The 20,757-nt window shown below is 41.6% G+C and carries 21 protein-coding genes; 9 read left to right on the forward strand and 12 right to left on the reverse strand.

The features are described 5' to 3' along the window. Positions 1-27: 27 nt before the first annotated feature. Positions 28-1,347, reverse strand: coding sequence for a UDP-glucose/GDP-mannose dehydrogenase family protein (locus MHB41_RS16635; protein WP_217008697.1), 1,320 nt, complete (start codon positions 1,345-1,347; stop codon positions 28-30). A 116-nt stretch (positions 1,348-1,463) separates the two neighbouring features. Next, complete coding sequence (locus MHB41_RS16640; RefSeq protein WP_003214884.1) at positions 1,464-1,607, reverse strand: hypothetical protein; 144 nt, start codon at positions 1,605-1,607, stop codon at positions 1,464-1,466. A gap of 186 nt (positions 1,608-1,793) precedes the next feature. Here MHB41_RS16640 and MHB41_RS16645 point away from each other — a divergent pair, with 186 nt between their 5' ends. Together MHB41_RS16645 and MHB41_RS16650 are read left to right on the forward strand one after the other, a co-directional pair. Beyond that, complete coding sequence (locus MHB41_RS16645; RefSeq protein WP_070326105.1) at positions 1,794-3,401, forward strand: SWIM zinc finger family protein; 1,608 nt, start codon at positions 1,794-1,796, stop codon at positions 3,399-3,401. Further along, a complete protein-coding gene (locus MHB41_RS16650; protein ID WP_217008696.1) occupies positions 3,388-6,165 on the forward strand; it encodes a DEAD/DEAH box helicase in 2,778 nt (925 codons plus the stop codon). Before MHB41_RS16645 ends, MHB41_RS16650 begins: the two co-directional genes overlap by 14 nt. A gap of 68 nt (positions 6,166-6,233) precedes the next feature. Here the strand turns inward: MHB41_RS16650 and MHB41_RS16655 are convergent, their stop codons facing one another. From MHB41_RS16655 to MHB41_RS16665, 3 genes are all read right to left on the reverse strand, one after another. Next, positions 6,234-7,022, reverse strand: coding sequence for a PAS domain-containing protein (locus MHB41_RS16655; RefSeq protein ID WP_340899842.1), 789 nt, complete (start codon positions 7,020-7,022; stop codon positions 6,234-6,236). 153 nt (positions 7,023-7,175) lie between these two features. Further along, complete coding sequence (locus MHB41_RS16660; RefSeq protein WP_217008757.1) at positions 7,176-8,036, reverse strand: Cof-type HAD-IIB family hydrolase; 861 nt, start codon at positions 8,034-8,036, stop codon at positions 7,176-7,178. A gap of 403 nt (positions 8,037-8,439) precedes the next feature. Next, complete coding sequence (locus tag MHB41_RS16665) at positions 8,440-8,799, reverse strand: hypothetical protein (protein ID WP_056765590.1); 360 nt, start codon at positions 8,797-8,799, stop codon at positions 8,440-8,442. 117 nt (positions 8,800-8,916) lie between these two features. On the opposite strand from MHB41_RS16665, the gene MHB41_RS16670 reads away from it, so the two are divergent. Further along, positions 8,917-9,327 carry a YwpF-like family protein gene (locus tag MHB41_RS16670; protein ID WP_024423692.1) on the forward strand — a complete coding sequence of 137 codons (411 nt, stop codon included), beginning with the start codon at positions 8,917-8,919 and terminating at the stop codon, positions 9,325-9,327. A gap of 27 nt (positions 9,328-9,354) precedes the next feature. Here MHB41_RS16670 and mscL read toward each other — a convergent pair whose 3' ends face one another. Next, a complete protein-coding gene (gene mscL, locus MHB41_RS16675; protein WP_024423693.1) occupies positions 9,355-9,750 on the reverse strand; it encodes a large conductance mechanosensitive channel protein MscL in 396 nt (131 codons plus the stop codon). A gap of 127 nt (positions 9,751-9,877) precedes the next feature. Continuing rightward, positions 9,878-10,312, reverse strand: coding sequence for a 3-hydroxyacyl-ACP dehydratase FabZ (gene fabZ, locus MHB41_RS16680; protein ID WP_041108123.1), 435 nt, complete (start codon positions 10,310-10,312; stop codon positions 9,878-9,880). A 219-nt stretch (positions 10,313-10,531) separates the two neighbouring features. Here fabZ and MHB41_RS16685 point away from each other — a divergent pair, with 219 nt between their 5' ends. Beyond that, entirely contained in the window at positions 10,532-11,587 is a 1,056-nt protein-coding gene (locus MHB41_RS16685; protein WP_065214867.1) for a tetratricopeptide repeat protein, read from the forward strand. A gap of 14 nt (positions 11,588-11,601) precedes the next feature. On the opposite strand, the gene MHB41_RS16690 is transcribed toward MHB41_RS16685, so the two are convergent. The 4 genes from MHB41_RS16690 to spoIIID all read right to left on the reverse strand — a co-directional run bounded on the left by MHB41_RS16690 (position 11,602) and on the right by spoIIID (position 14,879). Then, positions 11,602-12,420: a flagellar hook-basal body protein gene (locus MHB41_RS16690; RefSeq protein WP_024426319.1), complete on the reverse strand. Its 819-nt coding sequence runs from the start codon at positions 12,418-12,420 to the stop codon at positions 11,602-11,604. Between the two features lie 30 nt (positions 12,421-12,450). Next, the gene (locus tag MHB41_RS16695; protein WP_340899831.1) at positions 12,451-13,290 is read right to left on the reverse strand and encodes a flagellar hook-basal body protein; all 840 of its coding nucleotides are present in this window, start codon (positions 13,288-13,290) and stop codon (positions 12,451-12,453) included. A gap of 124 nt (positions 13,291-13,414) precedes the next feature. Beyond that, on the reverse strand, positions 13,415-14,416 hold the full coding sequence (gene mbl, locus MHB41_RS16700; protein ID WP_007497573.1) for a cell shape-determining protein Mbl: 1,002 nt from the start codon (positions 14,414-14,416) through the stop codon (positions 13,415-13,417). A gap of 184 nt (positions 14,417-14,600) precedes the next feature. After that, a complete protein-coding gene (spoIIID, locus tag MHB41_RS16705; RefSeq protein WP_008343327.1) occupies positions 14,601-14,879 on the reverse strand; it encodes a sporulation transcriptional regulator SpoIIID in 279 nt (92 codons plus the stop codon). A 347-nt stretch (positions 14,880-15,226) separates the two neighbouring features. Between spoIIID and MHB41_RS16710 the strand changes: the two genes are divergently transcribed. The 3 genes from MHB41_RS16710 to MHB41_RS16720 all read left to right on the forward strand — a co-directional run bounded on the left by MHB41_RS16710 (position 15,227) and on the right by MHB41_RS16720 (position 17,557). Beyond that, a complete protein-coding gene (locus tag MHB41_RS16710) occupies positions 15,227-15,640 on the forward strand; it encodes a MarR family transcriptional regulator (RefSeq protein ID WP_024423697.1) in 414 nt (137 codons plus the stop codon). Between the two features lie 15 nt (positions 15,641-15,655). After that, on the forward strand, positions 15,656-16,843 hold the full coding sequence (locus MHB41_RS16715; protein ID WP_024423698.1) for an MFS transporter: 1,188 nt from the start codon (positions 15,656-15,658) through the stop codon (positions 16,841-16,843). 114 nt (positions 16,844-16,957) lie between these two features. Further along, positions 16,958-17,557: an undecaprenyl-diphosphatase gene (locus tag MHB41_RS16720; protein WP_024423699.1), complete on the forward strand. Its 600-nt coding sequence runs from the start codon at positions 16,958-16,960 to the stop codon at positions 17,555-17,557. A 38-nt stretch (positions 17,558-17,595) separates the two neighbouring features. Here MHB41_RS16720 and MHB41_RS16725 read toward each other — a convergent pair whose 3' ends face one another. Beyond that, positions 17,596-18,984, reverse strand: coding sequence for an MFS transporter (locus tag MHB41_RS16725; RefSeq protein ID WP_125585881.1), 1,389 nt, complete (start codon positions 18,982-18,984; stop codon positions 17,596-17,598). A gap of 199 nt (positions 18,985-19,183) precedes the next feature. On the opposite strand from MHB41_RS16725, the gene MHB41_RS16730 reads away from it, so the two are divergent. Both MHB41_RS16730 and MHB41_RS16735 read left to right on the forward strand, forming a co-directional pair. Further along, the gene (locus MHB41_RS16730; RefSeq protein ID WP_224426795.1) at positions 19,184-20,029 is read left to right on the forward strand and encodes a transporter substrate-binding domain-containing protein; all 846 of its coding nucleotides are present in this window, start codon (positions 19,184-19,186) and stop codon (positions 20,027-20,029) included. Positions 20,030-20,071: 42 nt separating this feature from the next. Next, positions 20,072-20,749: an amino acid ABC transporter permease gene (locus MHB41_RS16735; protein WP_080652918.1), complete on the forward strand. Its 678-nt coding sequence runs from the start codon at positions 20,072-20,074 to the stop codon at positions 20,747-20,749. The last annotated feature ends 8 nt before the right edge of the window (positions 20,750-20,757 follow it).

Consider the following 20,757-nt stretch of genomic DNA (forward strand, 5'->3'; position numbering starts at 1 on the left):
ATAACATTCACTGTTATCGGTTTTCTTTCACATATAAATTGGAGAAACTGATCTGCGCCCAATCGAATGATACTCGACCCCAGCCTGTTCTGCCGCTTCAAGTGTATGACAGTTTCGTCCATCGAAAATAAGCGGCCGCTTCATCCATTTCTTATAGGAAGCAAGTGGAAACGACTGAATATCCGCCCACTCTGTTAATAGACAGACCGCATCAGCATCCTTGATCGCTTCTTCAATCGTTTGAGCAAATAAGACTTGATGCGGCAGCTCGCGAGCTGCATGCCTGGCAGCAACAGGATCATATGCCACAAGCTCCGCACCTAATTGATGGAGCTCATGAGCGATCGGAATAGATGGCGCCTCCCTCATATCGTCTGTATTCGGTTTAAAGGACAGACCAAGAAGCGCAATTCGCTTCCCTTCAAGAGCTGCCCCCAGCCGCTCCTGAATATTTCGGATAAAACCTGCCCGCTGCTCATTATTTACTTTGATGACAGCCTTTAGCAGCTCAAAATCATGGGACACATGCCCTGCAATTTGGACAAGTGCATTTGTATCCTTTGGAAAACAAGAACCACCGTAGCCAATGCCCGCTCTGAGAAAGGACGAACCGATCCGCTGATCAAGCCCCATTCCCTGCGACACCCATTCAACATCAGCACCTGTTTTTTCACAAATGGAGGCAATCTCATTCATAAAGCTGATTTTTGTCGCAAGAAATGCATTTGATGCATACTTGATCATTTCAGCACTTTTACGGTCTGTTTTGACCATTGGAAGGTGGAAATCAGCATACATGTCCTCTAACTTGTCTAATACGGCTTTTGTTTCAGCTCCAATCACTAGCCGATCCGCCCTCAATGTATCTGAAATGGCAGAGCCTTCCCGTAAAAATTCTGGGTTAGATGCAATCGCTAGTGGCTCCTTCCGTCCTAATTCTTGATGGATCAACTGATCGATTTGATCCCCCGTTCCGACAGGCACTGTACTTTTCACCACAAGGATCGCCCCTGACTTTGCTTTTATCCCCATCTCTTTTGCAGCCTGAAACACATACTGTAAATCAGCTTGGCCATCTGCCTGCTGCGGGGTGCCGACTGCAATCATTAACACATCTGCCCGCGGGTAGACTTCCGCTCCATTTATGTGAAAATGAATTCGTCCCTGCTCAAGATTGCGTTTCAATAGCTCTTTTAACCCTGGCTCATACATTGGGGGATTTCCTTGTTTCAGCTGCATGACCTTTCGGCGGTCAATATCAATACACGCGACATCATGTCCTGCCTCCGCTAAACACACACCTGTCACAAGCCCCACATACCCACAGCCTGCAATCGCAATATTCATGACACCATCAGCTCCCCATACTCCTTATGCTTGTAATGACATCGTATGCCGGGAGCTTTCATTCCATTCTTAAAAGCATACAAAAACCCCCTGCCATCACTAGCAGGGGGTCACTTTTATGAAACAAGACCATTTCGAATATGAGCAATCAGATTTTCAAGCATTTCTTTTGTTGTGACATCATTTGAATTTTCACCAATATCATGAGCGTACATCAAAATCTTTAAAAATTCTTCTTGATTTAAACCCTTATTATCCATGTCTGTATCCTTTCGATTCCACTAATTTCATTATTATATGCTGTAAGGTTGGTTTATGCAATACTCTATTACATCATTCGACAGCTTTTGAAATTTATGACCATTTTCATGAAAAACTTTTTTATGAATCCCCATTGAGCTATAATAAAAGAATTGGAATCTTTTACTTGGTTAGGAGCGGATCAAATGCTTCAGCACAACATCAACGAAGAAGAAATCAAACAAACTGCCGAACAGATCAAAGAACTTCTTCCTGCAACAGATGAGAACAAACAACTCATCAAAAAAGCATTGATTACTTATAGACAGGACAGCGTATATCGGCTCAAGCAAGAGTCTGATACTGAATGGTCAGCTTATGTACATGACGTCGTGGCAGCAAAGGTCCACCTTCATGTGCTGTTTCCTGTGAGAAGCAGCTGCTCATGTCCAGCAGATGGACTTTGCAAACACATTCTTGCTGTCTTCTTTTCGCTATACGCTCAAGTAGAGAGTGTGACCGGATTTACAGAAAATTGGTCAGAAAAAGATGAATTACAGCGCAGCAAAGAACTGATTCGCCAGCACTTCCAAGTGAAGCGCCCAGACGAACAATCACTCCAAAGCTGGCTGACTTTTTTCCAAGAGGAATTTAACCTCTGGCTGAAACGGACACCGAAGCATCAGCAAACACCGCAGCATTTGTATTACGGCTATTTATCGATCCTAAAAAAACACGCACCTGCTTCACCTGAATTCAAGAGCTTGTATGCGATTCATACGTCGATCGATGTATGGCTGAGGCTTCATGAACTCATCGACCTCGGCCGGCTTGATGCCGAAAAGGACTTTTATTCCATGAATCCATATGTAGAACAGCTCATGAACACCATTTTCGATTCAGTGGATCATTTGAAGACATACGCCCTTTCCTTTTCCCTCGATCCGTTTCTTGAAAACACACCAACTGCCGTTCGCACACTTCTTCAAATCAATGGACCTTTCCAGCATGAACGAGTAGCGGTCTTTATGGAGATTTGGGGCACCATATTAAATAGAGGGAAATGGGTCAAAAAAGAAACAGAATTACTCAAGAACGCACAGAAGAAAGAACAAACGGTTGAACGTACCATCGGCCTGATGCACATGGATTATTTACTGAAAGAAGACGAAAGCCTCTTTCAGCAATTACAGCTGCTCAATGCGGATATGCTGCCAAATGTGCTTAATTGGCTGAAGGATCTCACAAACCGAAAGGACTGGAAGCGGCTCAAGCTCTGGTATCATGAAATCACCTATATATTAGAGGAATATTGCCAGCTCGACCTTTCCTATAGAGAACTGCGGGGAGCCGTCAGTGATTTCTTCTTTTATTTAGATGCATACTTTAAGCAGACGAAGGATCATCATTTATATGAACGCTACCTACAAATCTGTATGCCCTATGCGTTTACAGAATACAGTCAGCTCTTGTATGCACAGCAGCGTTATGCGGAATGGATTGAGATTCACAGCCTTGTTGGTTTCTCCATTAGTGAACTGGAGAAGGATTTGATCAAACAGATTGCAAAAGAGGAACCGGAAGCCCTCATTCCATCGTACCACCGTGAAATCTCACTGCTCCTCGATCAAAAGAATCGAAGTGCTTATCGAGAGTCTGTGAAAATGCTGAAGAAACTGCGCACGCTTTATCATAAAACGAAAAAAACCGCGATCTGGGAAAGGTATGTAAAGCAGCTGCAAGATTCCACAAAACGGCTGCGTGCGTTCCAAGAGGAAATGAAGAAAGGAAAATTGATTGATGACACGCCATAAACAAATTGTCATTCATGCAGAACAAACTGAAGATTTCTCTTTCACCATTTCAGCGCAAGCAGAGGACGGACACCCTGTTCCGCTTAATGAAATGAAGAGGCAGCTTTTCCAATGGCACGAATCTTCTTTCTACGGAACATTCTTAGAAGATGTCAGCTTTATCGGCACACCTGCCTTCCTGTTAAGCCCTTGGATGACCGTTGAATTGCTGGGAAAAAATTCATTTAATACGTTTAGTCATGTGACATTAACGGATGAAACGGAACCACTGATGAAGACAGCCTCCACCATTTACGAATTCATCGAGGACGAAGATTTCGTTCCCGATTATGAGGCTTGGACAAAAGGCGAACTTCGGTTTAAAGATAAAGAAGGCCTATTAGATGGCTATACGGCTGATTGGTTCTCCCTTGCTGTACAGGATTACATTCAATATGATGATGCCTTGCAGCACAAATGGAACCGCATGACCGCACAATCGCCTGCGCTCTCATCCTTCCAAGGACATTTTCTAGATGAGCAGGATTTCTTGGAGACGATTGGCTGGATTGATGACGAGACGCCGTTCACTGTCGGCTTGCGCTTAAACGAGCCGGATTTTGACGGAGATGATTGGAAAATCGAATTGTTTTTGCGGGATAAGAAAAACAGCGACCTTCACTTTTTTGAAGGCATCCGTTCATTGAAAAGGTCTTGGCATCCGTATCAAGATAAAATTTCAAGAGAGCTGGAACGATTCAGTCAAATCGTCCCTTGGCTTTCTTTTACATCTGGCACCACACTTATGTCAGAAGAAGAAGCATGGCTCTTCCTATCTGAAGCAAGTGAAACACTTGTCAATATGGGCATTGAGATTCTGCTCCCATCATGGTGGCAAATTGTCAAAGACAGCACGATGATGTTAAAAGCAAGGATTTCTTCTACACCGCGAGGCGAATCACATGTCGGAATGGACGCATTAATGGACTTTAATTGGCGCTTTGCTACAAACGGCATTGAACTGACAGAAGATGAGTTCAACGAACTTGTCCAAAGCAAACGACGCCTTGTCAACATTCGAGGACAATGGATCAAAATAGACCCGACCTTCATTCAGCAAATGAAAAAGTGGATGGAGCGTGCCGAAAATGAAGGACTTCACATGTCTGATATTTTGTCACGCGAACTGGCAGATCAAGAAGCTTCCTCTGAATCGATTCCAGAGCTTCTAGACAGTTCAGCATTTGCCCATATTCAATTTGAACTTTCATCGCAATTAAGAGGGCTTGTCCACCAATTAAATGATACACACGAGCTGCCTTCCTACGAAATGAGTGAGTCCTTTAAAGGCACACTGCGTCCGTATCAGCAGCATGGCGTGAACTGGCTTTTATTTTTAAGATCTCATGGATTTGGGGCTTGTTTAGCAGATGATATGGGTCTTGGAAAAACGATTCAAATGATCGCGTATTTCACGTATTTGAAGGAACAGAAGCAAAATGCCTCTCCGTCTCTCATCATTGCGCCGACCTCTGTTTTAGGAAACTGGCAGCGAGAGCTCGAAACATTCGCACCACATTTGAATGTTGCCCTGCATTATGGGCCATCGCGTCCACAGGGAGAGGACTTCACAAAAGCATACGAGTCAACAGATATTGTTCTGACGTCCTATGGACTCTCACATTCTGATCGTGATGAATTAACGGCAGCAAAGTGGAATACCATTTGCTTAGACGAAGCCCAAAACATCAAGAACGCCCATACGAAACAATCGAGAGCGATTAGACAGCTCAAAGGACAGCATCACATAGCCCTCAGCGGGACACCAATGGAAAACCGTTTGACAGAGCTTTGGTCCATATTCGACTTCGTCAACAAAGGATATCTCGGCAGCCTGACCAGCTTCCATAAAAAGTTCGTCCTTCCGATTGAAAAAGACCGTGAAGAAAAAAGGATTGAACAGCTCCAGCAGCTGATCAAACCATTTTTATTAAGACGAACAAAACAAGATGAAGAGGTTGCCCTAAACCTGCCTGAGAAACTCGAAGAAAAAGAATTCATTCCGCTCTCCGCTGAGCAGGCATCTTTATATGAACAGCTCGTGAAAGATACCTTTGAACATATGGCATCATTAACAGGGATGCAGCGAAAAGCCATTATTTTAAGTATGCTTGGCAGACTCAAACAGATTTGTGATCACCCTGCGCTCTATTTAAAAGAGAGTGGAACAGATGTGAAACTGCTGAAACGTTCGTTAAAAATGGATAAACTCGCAGAGCTGTTAAAAGCGATACATGAGCAAGGAGAAAGCTGTCTCATCTTTACGCAGTATATTGAAATGGGCAACATGATCAAGCAGCTGGCAGAAAAGATGTTTGGAGAACCAGTCCAATTTTTAAATGGCAGTCTCTCAAAACAGGAGCGGGACAAAATGGTGGACCGCTTCCAGAAGAAAGAATTCAACATCTTAATTCTCTCTTTAAAGGCAGGGGGAACAGGACTCAACCTAACCGCCGCAAACCATGTCATTCACTACGATAGATGGTGGAATCCTGCTGTGGAAAACCAAGCGACAGACCGAGCTTATCGGATTGGACAAAAACGATTTGTTCACGTCCATAAGATGATCACAACGGGCACAATCGAGGAAAAAATCGATCAAATGCTCGAAACAAAACAAACATTAAATGATCAAATTATCCAAAGCGAGAGCTGGATTACAGAGCTATCGACAAACGAACTAGAAGACTTATTTACCTTAAGTGCCGCCGCTCAATCATCTTAATCACAGCAAAAAGAGGACTTTTCATTAATCTTGAGAAAAGTCCTCTTTTTCATTTCATATAACGTACGCTAAATGTTCAGTTTTTTCAATGCAGATTTCACATTCATATACGTATTTAATTCACGGAAGTCCTCTCTCATTTCTCCCATCTTCATTGCAAGATTCGGTTTAATTCCTGTCACAATGAGTTCAGTACCTGTCATTAAAATCAAATCGTTCAGCTTAAAGATCGCATCTGCCACAAATGAATCCACTTCTAATAATCCGGACAGATCGACAATAAAATAATCATCCTTGGATTGAGAGATATAGGTGGAGACCGTTGAAATGATCTTATCAAATCTAGGCGCTGTTAACGTACCAATGATCGGTAACACAGAGATACCATCTTTCACAGGAACGATTGGGACCGAAATATTCAGTACTTCATCAATTGATTGCTCAAGAAGCTCCTGCTGTTCCTTCTCTTTCGTGACATCCTTTTGCAGACCAACGAAATAAAGACGTTTTCCTTCCTTTTCGTCAATCCAAAGAGGAGCGACACTTAACTCGTTCCAAAACATTTGTCCAGATTTTTTATAATTTTTCAGCTGAACCGTGACAGCCTCTTTGTTCTCAATGGCTGTTCTAATTTGCTTGAGAGCGATTTGTTCAGTTTCCTCTCCCTGAAGGAAACGACAATTCCTCCCCAATACTTCGGTTTCTTGATAGCCTGTCATATCTAAAAAGCCCTTGTTCACATATATTAAAGGATTATCAGGTAAAGACGGGTCCGTCACCGTCAGGCCAACCTGAGTATAGTCCAAGGCTTCCTTGATTAAATGCAGATTTTCGGACTTATAAGATTCCAGCGCCATTCGTTTACTCTCCTTATTTTCCTTACAAGCGGGTTATATTCATAATTAAATTATATGATGTTCCACATCATGTGTAAATAGAAGTGGTTCTGAATTCCTCTTTTGTAGAATGCGCTTCATCCTATGTGATTTATACCAAGACATCTGATTCATCTATTTCAAAAGGTGCCGGATCATATGCGCGACTCCGTGTTCATCATTTGATAACGTCACGTGATCAGCGATTTCTTTTATATCCTGTCTCGCATTCCCCATTGCAACCCCAACACCAGCAGCTCGAAGCATTGATTCATCATTTAAACTGTCTCCTACAGCCGCTGCCCTACTTAAAGAAATACCTAGTCTTTCTGCTAGCCTTGTTAATGCCTGCCCTTTAGACGCGTCCTTTGAACCAATTTCAAAGTTATGATCAGCCGAACTGACCAATGTTACATCTGAATCATCACCAAACATATCCCATCCCGCTTGCAATCTGTCTTGAAAAAAAGAAAAACCTAAGATATTGTAAAATGAAAGCTTTCGATCCTCACGAAACAATTCTTTATATGTATCAATATAAGAAAAACCCGACTGGCTGTATTGAACTTCTGCCGCTTGTTTTAAGACATTTTGATCCGTTTCTGGATTTGCACTTTTTAAACGGTCCATTTCAATCGCAAGAAGCTCTCTTCCGCGATTTGGCGTGAAAATGGCTTCGTTTGTAAAGACTTCATAATAATAATCACGTTCTTCAAGCCATGACAGTATGTGTTTAGCCTTTTCTTCTTGTAAAGCAGCTGAATGGTACACTTGTCCAGTTGGATCATGAATTACAGCTCCATTGGCACTAATCACCCATGTATTCATACCAAGCTGGTCAAAAATAGACCTTACATCAAAATACGCTCTCCCTGTTGACACGACAACCTCAATTCCATTCGCAGCTGCTTCCTTTAATGCCTGCTCGTTTTCCTGACTCACTTTGTGTTCACTGTTCAATAAAGTTCCATCTAAATCCGTTGCGATTAATTGAATGTTTGTCATCGTTCTCTCCTTTATGTCTTTATTTTCAACCGACATACCATTAACAAAATCCATCATCATTATGAAATGAGTATCCACTATTTGCAAGAGCTGATCGGTTAAACAGTGAATAAAAGGGTATCCGGCCACGCAAATATGACCGGATACACACAAAGGGGATTCACAAGGGGACACATGACCTATACAAAGAAGCATTGGTTCTATATTACGCAGTGTTCATATGAACAAGGCAGCATCTATCAGCTTTAGCTAGAGGGGGGCTGTCAGATGATAGACGTTACCTTTTGATTCGGGACTTGCCTCCTTTCCTTTCAGCTACCCCTAGTCTACGGAGAAAGGCCGTATGTGACAAAACAGGAAAATAGCAAAATAGGCCTTCAAATTCTCTATATCCTCATTCATTTCTGTTTTTTACCGCTTGCGTATAAAACATCATCTTGTTTTGTTTGATGAAATACTTATTTTTCATAAATTGATAAAAAATATCTGAATGAATCCAATTACTAGAAGGCATGTGAATATAATCAGATCCGTCCCACGCAAACCAATAAAAACAAAGCCGGCCATCATGAACCGACAGCTGAAACTCAAAACAGTCCATTTGATCCTCGGTGACATATTGAAACGTGAGTGACTCTCCTTCTTCCATATACACATCACAAAATGAAAGAATGTCTCCCCACGAATAAACACGTATATCACTCTTTGCCTTGTCGTCGCCAATATGAATGTTTCTCAATTGATAGGACTCCATAAAACATCTCCTTTCACTCATGTGCAGCTAGTTCTAAGCAGGCAGCGGTTTCATTTATACAGATGTTGTATGCTATAATAATACTTACGAATAACGAACGCTTGTGAGGTGATAAATATGAAAACCTTTAGGCTGATTGATTTAAAAATTGAACTTGATCCACAGCAAGATAAAATGTCCAGTATTCCCCTTCGTGACGGTTTAATCATTAATAAAGAAGACGGTGAAAATCACTGGATGATCGAGGCACTCATTCCAAAGAAACATAGACAGGTGTTTGAGGTACTCTTTCAGCAGCACACAGAAGTGAAGATTCTTGTAACGATCACTAAAGAAAACAACCGCCCTGTTCATCTATCTGTCCAAGTCAAAAACATCGTTGCCTTAGAAGAAAACATTTCTGTGTTACTCGATGGTAAAATGATTACAAATCGTTACAGAACAGAAACTGAAGAAGTATTAAAAGACCTCGTCAAAGAGGGGTTGTCAGGAGAAAAACTACTGGATGCTTTTAAACAAAACACATAAAAAAGAGCGGGATCAGCCGCTCTTTTTCTATTGCACATCTTTAGACTGGCTTTGATTTTTCAATAAATCTCTGATTTCAGTTAGCAAAACTTCCGTTTGATCCGGCGTTTCCACAACCTCTTCTTCCTCAACCTTTTTCCGTTTTAACTTATTCAAATAACGAATAAAGATAAAAATGGAAAACGAGATAATTAAGAAATCAACCACTGTTTGAATGAAGTTCCCATATAAAATTTGAGCAGCTCCGATTTTAATGGATAAACCGCTAAAATCATGCCCTCCAATAATAATACCGACAAGCGGCATGATTAAATCATTCACAAGAGAAGTGACAATTTTGCCAAATGCTCCCCCAATGATGACACCTACAGCCAAGTCAATGACATTTCCCTTGACTGCAAATTCTCTAAATTCTTTCAGCATCCTTTATCACCTTCATCTTTTTTTGTCTAATATGACGTTTTTTTGTCAAAAATGCAAGTCCTTATCCGTTCAGACTGGTTATTTTCATCTAAAAAAGCGATTCACCCTTGATGAATCGCCAAACAAATCATGATACTTTAGGACCAATAGAAAATGTAAGTTCTGCTTCACATGCCACTTCGCCATCTACAGTGGCTACGGCTTTTCCTTTTGCAACAGGACCGCGGAGGCGCGTCACTTCAACCTCTAAACGAAGCTGATCGCCAGGCTTGACCTGTCTTTTGAATCGGCAACTGTCAATTCCAGCAAACAAACCAATTCTCCCTTGGTTCTCTTCTTTACCTAAAATGATGACCCCAAAAACCTGAGCAAGCGCTTCTACAATAAGCACACCCGGCATGACTGGGTATCCTGGGAAATGACCGTTAAAAAATTCTTCATTTACTGTTACATTTTTGATTCCAACCGCTCTTTTGTCACCATCAACCTCTAAAATACGGTCGACCAATAAGAATGGATAACGGTGTGGAATAATGTCTTGAATTTGCTGAGCATCAAGCATATCTTGATCTCTCCTTCTTTTCTATATCGCTGATCTTCATTTGATTCCTATAGAAGTATATTATGAATGCTGGCATTTTTCAATATTCGCCTTATGCATATGGTAAAAAATAGTATCTATCATTACCAATTGTCATCAAATATAATCCACACTACACTCAATGTTTTTTCACAAATATGGTAATATATATTACATCATTGATTGAATAAGAGGGTAAAAATGAATTTTATGAGCGATAAATCCGTAAAAAAACTTCTCCATTCCTGGTATACAATGCTAAAGCATCGACATTTTTCGAAGGCTGAAGAAATCAAAAAAACACTGCTAAAATATAAACGGAAATTATCAAAAAAACAAGAACTCTATTTCCATTATCAGTTGATGCTTTTCCGTCACCAGCTCTGGATGAATCAGACAGAGGACTTAGAAAAACTCAAACATGAACTGCTGCCCCACAAAGATGAAATGAACGAAGAACTGCAATATTATTTTTATTTCTTTCTCGGATTATATGAATCTTTAAAAAGTGATCAAAATGATGCGATTCATTATCTCGAAAAGGCTGAGGAACGACTGCCATTACTTAACGATGAGCTGGAGGAAGCAGAGTTCCATTTCCGTACAAGCGGTGTTTATTACAACAACCGTTACTCGTTGTTATCGATTCGTCATGTTCAAAAAGCCATGGATATTTTTGCAAAGCACGGTGATATCCATAGCATCTATCGGTGTAAAATTGTGCTCGCTCTCAACTATAGCGACCAAAAAAAATATAAGGAAGCGGAAGATATTTTCATTGAAATTATTGATTACGTGAAAAAGATTGATGATCAAGAGCTGCTCGGTATCGTTTATTATGATGCTGGCTTTATTCAGTCAAGACAAAACCGTCATAAGGAAGCGCTGGAATACTTCAAAAAAGCGCTTCGTCTTCCAGCGTACCGAAAGTCAGCACACTCCTATGTATCATGCCTATACGAAACTGTGCGTTCCTGTTTTAAAGAAAATTTAACCGATGAAGGGATGAAGTATATTCAAAAAGGTCTGAAAGAATCTGTTGCTTCCCAGTTTGATATATTAAGAATGAAGTTTCAAATCTTATCTCTTCTCTACAGCCAAACGCCAAAGGCAGATGAGCAGATCGCCACGCTCGTCACATGTCTTGAACGAAAAGAAGCGTGGATTGATCTTGAGGATCTTCTTGCTGATGTCTCAGATTTTTATAAAAAAAAGGGCGACTTTGAGCGAGCCGCCTTTTTTATCATGAGAGGCTGATACCAGCCTGCTGATTATCGAATTGTATTAATTAATCCCAGCATTTGATCGCCCATCGTAATTGTTCTTGAATTCATCTGATAGGAACGCTGTGTTGTCATGAGGTCTGTTAATTCTTTCGACATGTCCACATTTGATGTTTCCAGTGCACCTTGCTGAAGCTGAATCGCCTCTCGGTTTGCTCCATTTAGTGCTGTTAATGCACCTTGATAGGTTCCATCGACTGAGAACAAATTATCTCCTTCAGAGGCAAGTGCTGAAGAATTATTGACTTGTACAACGCCTAGATTCACTTGCTGATTCGGTTGATTATCTCTTGAAATCGCCGTAAGCCGTCCATTTTTATCGATTGAAATATCACGGAAATTCGCATTTAAGACGATTGCATTTCCGTTTTCATCAAGAATCGGATAGCCTTCGCTCGTGACAAGCTGCACTTGGTTACGGTTATTGCCCGGCTGTAAGTAAAGTGAGCCATCTCTTGTATAACGGATATTACCGCCGGCGTTGACCTGTAAATACTGCGACGGCGCTCCGAAGGCAACATCAAGATCACGTCCTGTTTCTTTAATCGAGCCTTGCAGCGAGTTAATGGACGCATTGACCATTGTCCCCGTACCAAGCCTTAACCCAGCAGGTGTCAGACGACTGTTTGCCACCTGCTCATTTTTTTCATCTACCTGATTAAACTGCTGTCTGATCAGCTCTGAGAAGCGGGTGTTTTTCGCACGGTATCCTGTTGTTTCACTGTTCGCGATGTTGTTGCTGATGATGTCAAGCTGCTTTTGCACTTCATTCATCGATACAGCTGCATTTATCATCGTTCTAAGCATAATTTCCCTCCTTTCTTTTTCATTTCTTGATTAGTACACTCTGCCAATTTCATTCACTGCTTTTTCTAAGCTTTTATCATACGCCTGAACCACTTTTTGATTTGTTTCAAATGCTCGGTAGGCCGTTGTCATATCTGTATATGATTTCGTCACATCCACGTTCGACAGCTCTGATACGCCTTGGCTTAACGTATAGGACATTTGACCGTTATTGACTGCACTTGGCAGGGGCTGGTTATCAGCTGTACGGTATAAATCATTTCCTTCACGCCCTAGGTTTCTTGTATCCATCGCAACACGTACATCGATTTGACCAAGATTTTGGCCATTTTCAGACACAGTACCATCTGCATTCACTTTGAAGTTCTCACTCTGAACCGTAATCGGCTGACCCGTCACGGAAAGAAGAGCGCGTCCATTAATCGTCAGCTGCTTTTGTGCGTTCAATGTAATGGAGCTGCTTTTCGTATAACGAACGCCTTCTGGTGTGTTGACCGCATAAAATAGCGCTGATTTCTGATTGGTCTCCGGATTGATCGGCACATTATTTTCAACTAGTGCTACATCTGTTGTTTGATCTGTTGTTTTTAAAGTTCCCTGTGTAAATTGAGGGATTAATTCCTGCATATATGTCCCAGTATTGATTCCACCAATCGGCGATTGCAGTGGAACACTAAAGCCTTTGCCTGAGGATGTTTGGAAACGTCCTGATTCCATTCGGCTCAGCAGCATTTCTGGAAATGCACGCATTGCCCCTTCATCCGCTTTATAGCCTGGGGTATTCGCATTTGCGATATTATTTGAAAGCATTTCTGTCCGCCGCTCTTGAGCGATCATGGCAGATGTTACGGTGTATAGTCCTTTTAACACGTGCTCACCTCATTCAAATTCTTTCACATGACCTAAACACAATCTTCTATGAAATATATCGGCTGATTAGCAGGGTTCTTTAATAAAAATCCCCCATTCTTTCTAAAAAGAATGAGGGAAATCATTAGCTGAGTTTACGCTTTGGCAGCTTGTCCATATTATCAAGCATCACGCCAGTACCAACTGCTACACAGTCCATTGGATTTTCAGCAACGAAAACTGGTACTTTCAGCTCTTCTGCAAGCAATTGATCAAGCCCGTTTAGAAGAGCTCCGCCACCTGTAATGATGACGCCGCGATCGATAATATCAGCTGATAATTCAGGCGGTGTTCTTTCAAGAACTTGCTTCGCAGCCTGAACAATCGCAGATACGGATTCACGCAATGCTTCTTCTACTTCTTTGCTTGTGACGGTAATCGTTCTTGGTAATCCTGTCACCATGTCTCGTCCACGAATCGAAATCTCTTCGTGACGTGCGTCTGGGAATACCGTTGCAACTTGGATCTTAATATCCTCAGCCGTGCGCTCACCGATCAACAGCTTGTACTCTTTTTTAATGTAGTTTAGAATTTCCAGATCAAATTTGTCTCCAGCCATTTTAATAGAAGAGGCGGTTACAATGTCACCCATTGAGATGACAGCGATATCTGTCGTTCCGCCTCCAATATCTACGACCATGTTTCCACTTGGCTGAAAAATATCCATACCAGCACCAATCGCTGCTACTTTTGGCTCTTCTTCAAGAAATACATGCTTACCACCGCTTTTTTCAGCAGCTTCTTTGATCGCCTTCTGCTCAACAGATGTAATATTTGTCGGGCAGCAGATGAGCATACGCGGCTTAGAGAACAGCCCTTTCACATTTAATTTGTTAATAAAATGCTTGAGCATCGCTTCAGTTACTTCAAAATCAGCGATTACGCCGTCTTTTAATGGACGAATCGCAACAATATTCCCAGGTGTACGTCCAACCATACGTCTAGCCTCTTCTCCAACAGCCAAAACTTTCCCGCTGTTTTTGTCAAGAGCTACCACAGATGGTTCATTTAACACAATTCCTTTTCCTTTGACATGAATCAGTACATTGGCAGTACCAAGATCAATTCCAATATCCCTAGCAAACATCTATATATATCCTCCTTGAAAATCTGTTTCCATAGCAAATACCACATTCTGCCCTAATTATATATTCTATCATAATTTGCAGAAAAAAAGATATTTCTTTACAAAAGTCTTTACAAAATTTGTGGTTAGAAACTACCGATATGAGGAAGATATATATATTATGTTTATGAACAAAGAACTAAGCTTACTGTTTCACAGGTTCGCCTTCTAAAATTTCTTCTTTTTTATACTTTAACTTGGTGGCTTCTCCTCCTCGCAAGTGGCGGATTGATTTATGATAATCCAGTATCTCCTTTACTTCATTAGCCAGATCTGGATTAATTTCTGGCAGCCTTTCTGTTAGATCCTTGTGTACAGTACTTTTAGAGACTCCAAATTCTTTCGCAATAACACGAACGGTTTTCTTTGTCTCCACGATATACTTTCCTATCTTGATTGTTCGCTCTTTGATGTAATCGTGCACACCACTCGACCTCCCTAAAATGGATGTGAGAAGTGTGAAATGAGATCCGTATGAAGATTATCCATTTTCAGCGGCGCTTGTTCGTCGTAATTTCTCATCCATTAGGTAGTAAATGCCAAACACGATCCCTCACCTCAAACACTCTCTTTGTCAGGTTTGTAACAGTGTATTAGCATTGAATAGGGAATATGCTAAAAATGAAGATGGGACAAGGGATTTATCAGAAAAGGCAAAACAAAAAATCATTTCGGGGCGCGAAAATTTCCACTTTACAAGAAAGGATTCAGCACGTAAAATAGAAAAGGTGAATTTATTTACCTAGCTAAATATTTAAAAAAGGTGAGCATATGGATACGTTAAATAGAGAGTGTTTACATCAAATACATCAAGGCGCGCGGCTGCTGTCTAAAAAGGCGAACGAAGCGCTTGCTGCTTATGACTTGTACATGTCCCAGTGGACTGTGCTTTTTTGTTTGGATACATTCGGCCCAAAAACCCAAAAAGACATCTGGACATATTTAAACGTCGAAGCACCGACCATTACCAGAACCGTCACCCGCTTAGAAGCAAACGGCTGGGTGAAACGTGTACAAGGCAAAGACAAACGTGAGAATCTGATCGTGATGACAGATGATGCAAAAGCCCGATTTGAAGAAATCAAACGCACGATGGAACAATTTGAAGAAGAATGTCTTTCAGATTTTACCTACGAAGAAAAACAACTCCTCCATACACTTTTACACAAATTATCTACTGAATAGGAAGTGACATACATCATGAACGAACGCATATGGACAAAAGATTTTATCATGATTGTCCTGGTGAATTTATTTACGTTCACCTCTTTTTATGCCCTTTTGACATTACTGCCCATTTACACAATGGATGAACTAAATGGAACAGAATCACAGGGCGGTCTCCTTGTGACGGTCTTCTTATTATCTGCTATTGTGACAAGACCGTTTTCTGGCGCCATTATTGAAAAATTCGGCAAAAAACGGATGGCGATTTTCTCTTCTACAGCCTTTGCCTTACTCACTTATTTATACATTCCGATTGATCAATTCCAAACGCTCCTTGTGCTGCGTTTCGTACAAGGGATCTTTTTTAGTATTTTGACGACAGTTGCCAGTGCCATTGCGGCTGATATGATCCCGAAACATAAACGCGGGGAAGGACTCGGATACTTTGTGATGTCCATGAACCTCGCTGTTGTCATCGGTCCGTTTATCGCACTGAATCAAGTAGGAAAAATAGGATTTCATTCCTTATTTCTTCTCTTTTCCATTATCGTGACGATCGGAGCTGCTTTTACGATGCTGATTAGACAGCCAGAGCCTGAAAACGGTGGAAGCATCGTCTTCCGATTCACGTTTTCTCACCTGTTTGAAAAAGGCGCATTAAAAACAGCGGCCGTCGGCATTATTATTTCCTTCTGTTATTCGCCGATTATTTCATTTATTTCAGTTTATGCCAATTCACTCCATTTGATGGGTGCAAGCAGTTATTTCTTCATTGTGTTTGCGGCTGCAATGCTTGGATCACGTCCATTTACAGGCAGACTTTTTGACCGGGTTGGAGCTCACGTTGTGATCTATCCTTCGATTGCCCTTTTTGCCATTGGTTTATGGATGCTGACAGCGACACATTCAGCTACAATGCTTCTTCTATCAGGCGCTGTGATTGGACTTGGCTACGGTTCGCTCGTGCCATGTTTACAAACACTTGCAATTCAGCACTCACCAGCTCACCGTACGGGGTATGCGACGGCTACTTTCTTTACTCTGTATGATACAGGTATTGCTGCTGGCTCATTTGTCTTTGGACTCCTTGTCAGTTTCACAGACTTTTCAAATGTGTACCTCATTGCAGGCATTGTGGTCTTACTGAGTATGGGCGTCTTTTATTGGAGCGAACGAAAACCCCAGGAATCAAAAGCACAAAAGGTCTCCCTTTCAGAATAAAAGGGTACTATTTTAAACTTCGCCGGAAACATGCTAATATATAGGATATTCCAAATAGAGCATACAAGCTTTGTTGAAAAATAGTTAGCATTAAGCGAAAGTATAGGTGATGTTTTGAATTACGAATTGTTTAAAGTCATCCACGGGATGGCTCACCATTCTGAGTTTTTAGATCAGGCCATGATCTTTATTACGAAAAAGGCCATTCTTGTGTACGCCCTTGTCTTATTGATTTGCTGGTTTTTAGGGAATCACAAATTTAAGAAGCATGTCTTCTTTTCCGGTGTAACAGGCATTGCAGCACTTATCGTCAACTTTGCCATTACATTGTTTCATTATGAAGAGCGGCCGTTTGTGGCGCATAAAGTCGACACACTCATCCCGCATTCAGCAGACGCTTCCTTCCCAAGTGACCATACAACAGGTGCATTGGCTCTTTCACTAGCCATTCGATCCCGTAATAAAAAGCTCGGCAACATATTGCTCGTCTTTGGATTACTTACAGGATTCTCCCGCATCTGGGTCGGTCATCATTATCCATTTGATGTTTTAGGCAGCTTGGTCGTATCGATTGTGGTTGTCTTTATCATGAATAAATTATGGAAGTTCTTTGACTCTCCAATTGATCGCATCGTGACATTTTACGAGACAATTGTAGGGAAAATTTTCAGAAGGAAGACAAAGGATCAGGGCTCAGACCTATCCAACTCTTAAGCGGCCTTGCGATAACGTGATGAAGATTCTTCTCTCACTTATCGCGCCGCTTTTTTTATTGGCTGTCTCCCTCTAACCATATTTGAAAAATAAAGACTGACGCCAATGCCAATAAGAGAAATGATGATCAACGTCCAGCCTAATTGCGCAAAATGAGCACCAGCAATTTCATCCCCAAACAGCATACCAAGCACAGCAGACGACAGAATAGAACCAAGGTAGCGGCATGTTTGAAAAAGTCCAGAGGATGTGCCAATCATTTGCTGAGGACTTGCCTTGAGCATCGCAGCTTGAAGCGCGACATTCCCAATCCCGTAACTGAGCCCAAGCAGCGCCAGAACCAATCCTTTTCCCCATAATGGCGCAGGAATAAAAAAGAAAGTCATGGCAGACGCTCCAGCCAGCATCAATACAGCACTCGCTAAAACTGGATGGCGTTCATCCCCGCGATCCACCCACTTTCCTGTCAGCGGCGACACAATAATGCTCACCCCTGACATACACAGCATAAAAAGACCCGTCATCTCCACACGCCAGCCTAACTCATCCTGAAAATAACTCGGCAAACCAAAAAAGAGACAATAGAAAAAGATATTTAAAATGATAAATTGCACATACACAAGTGACAGCCGCTGCTCTTCTCTGAACATCCGTATTTGAATAAACGGTTCATCCACCTGATACTCCCACCAGATAAAAGCGCCTGCACTCAGGAGACAAAGAATGCCTTGAACATATTGAATACCATCACCCAGTGATAATAAAAATGAAAGCAGGAGAACAATGCAGGCGGTAAAAAGAAGCATCCCTGGCAAATCGAGTGTTCGCACAGTTTCGCCTATGCGCAGCTTTCTCTTTTTCTGCTCCTTCGGAAACAACAATAGACCGAGAAAGAAACTGATCAAAATAAACGGCAGATTCACTAAAAAGATAGCCGGCCAGCCGCCAATGGTCATCAGAAATCCGCCAAGCGTCGGTCCAAGCGCCGTCATCGCTGAAGCAAAAATGGATAATACCGCTAACGCCGAAGCCTGTCTTTCTTGAATATGATCCCGAATGAGTCCGACTCCAGAAGGATAAATGGCACTGCTTCCAATCGCCTGTAACAAACGGATCACAATCAGCACCGCAAACGTTGGGGCAAACGGCGCGCAAATGGCTGAGACTGCGACAAGAACGAGACCGAATAAAAATAAGGTTCTCCGGCTCATCACATGATCCCCAATCCGGCCGCTCACTGGCTGTGTTACTGCACTTGCTAAATAAAAAGAAGAAATAAGCCAAGATACGGTCGTAAACGACAAACCGAATTCATGCTGAATTTGATGCAAGGCCAAAGAAATCATTGATGAATTCAGCGGATTCAACATCGTTCCAAAGGCAATAGCGGTTAAAAAAACTTTTCGATTGTCTCTCCACTTGTTCATACACTGACCTCCTTTTTGCAACCCTTTCGTTATTATGAGATTCATTTCCCTTTTTTACCCTAATCAATTCAAGTTCTCTCTTAGAAAAGCAAGACATACATTCTAAAAAGGACGATTGTTGGAATAACACATATAAAATTGAGAATATGAGGAACAAATGGTAAGATGCTACACATATTGAAAAGCCTACTTTCTCCTTATATGGAGAACGGCTGAAAAGGAGGAGAAGCTTATTATTAAAAAAAGACGGTTTTGGGTCCCAGCCCTTTTCTCGGTTGCAGTATTACTTCTGTCTTCGTGTGGTTCAAATGAAACAAATGGGAACGGAGATAAACGTAATTCTACAGCGAAAGGGTCGCCAATTTTGGAGGATGGAAAATTTATTTTTGCAGCATCAGGTGAATTTCATCCGTTTAGTTACATGGATGGAAATCAGATGTCCGGCTTTGATATCGATGTAGGCAATGCGATTAGTGACAAACTAGGTCTCGAACCTATACAGAAAAAATATAAATTCGCAGGCATCGTCGAAGGCGTGAAAGCAGGTAAATTTGATGCGGCAGTTGCAAGTCATACCATCAATGAGGAACGAAAAAAACACGTCCTTTTTTCTAAGCCCTATTACTACTCTGGTCCGCAAATTTTCACAAGACCTGGAGCAGACATTCAGCATGCTGATGACTTAAAAGACAAAGAAATTGCTGTATCCAAAGGATCGTCCTACGCTGATATTGCTAAGGAACATAGCGGGCAAGAACCAAAATATTATGATAGTGATGTCGTCGCCTTAGAAGCACTGGCCAACGGAAAACACGATGCAGTCGTAACAGATTTCGCCACAGGTGCAGAAGCGATGAAGAAAAAATTGAACATCACAGCACAGGAAAGACTCGGACAAAGTGAGCAGGCAATTGCTGTATCAAAAGAAAATGAACAGCTCATAAAAGAGATCAACGATGCGATTGACGCACTAAAAAAAGACGGAACATTAAAACAAATTAGTGAAAAGTACTTTGATGAAGACATCACGGTCAAACAAGATTAAAACCACGATTGTGCGCCCTTTTTATAGGCGCACTTTCTTCAAATGGAGATGATTGTTTTGCCTACCCTATCACACTTTTTTCAGACGCTGATTGATTCTAGAGGTATTTTCTTAGAAGGAATGCTGATCACCTTACAGCTGACGGTGATCAGCATCTTCATCGGTATGTTCATCGGGCTTTTCTTTGCTTTATTGAAAATATCCCGCATAGCCGTTTTCGGTTATATCGCCAATGCCTATATCTTTCTTGTACGCGGAACACCACTTATTGTTCAAATTTTCATCCTATACTTCGGCCTCACAGAATTGAATATACCCGACTTCTGGGCTGCTTCCATTGCGCTCGCCTTTCATAATGGGGCCTATATAGCCGAAATATTTAGAGGTGCTATCCAATCCATCGATCAGGGGCAAAAAGAGGCAGGACGCTCTCTTGGCATGGGTCGTTTTTTAACAATGAGGCGCATCATTCTCCCGCAAGCGATGCGGCGTGCCCTCCCCCCTCTTGGCAACCAGTTCATTATCGGCTTAAAAGATTCATCACTCGCCGCCTTTATCAGTGTCAATGAACTATTTAACGTCGCCACCACGCAAGGCTCCAACAGTTTTGATAATATGACGTATTTACTTGTTGTCGCCGTCTATTACTTAGTTCTTGTCCTGCTGTTAACATTCGCTGTCCAAACCTTTGAGAAGAAACTATCAGCCAGTGACCAATAGGAGGAGAA

Origin of the sequence: Bacillus sp. FSL H7-0578 (assembly GCF_038630855.1) — a bacterium.
In the GTDB taxonomy this organism is placed as follows: Bacteria; Bacillota; Bacilli; order Bacillales; family Bacillaceae; genus Bacillus; species Bacillus safensis.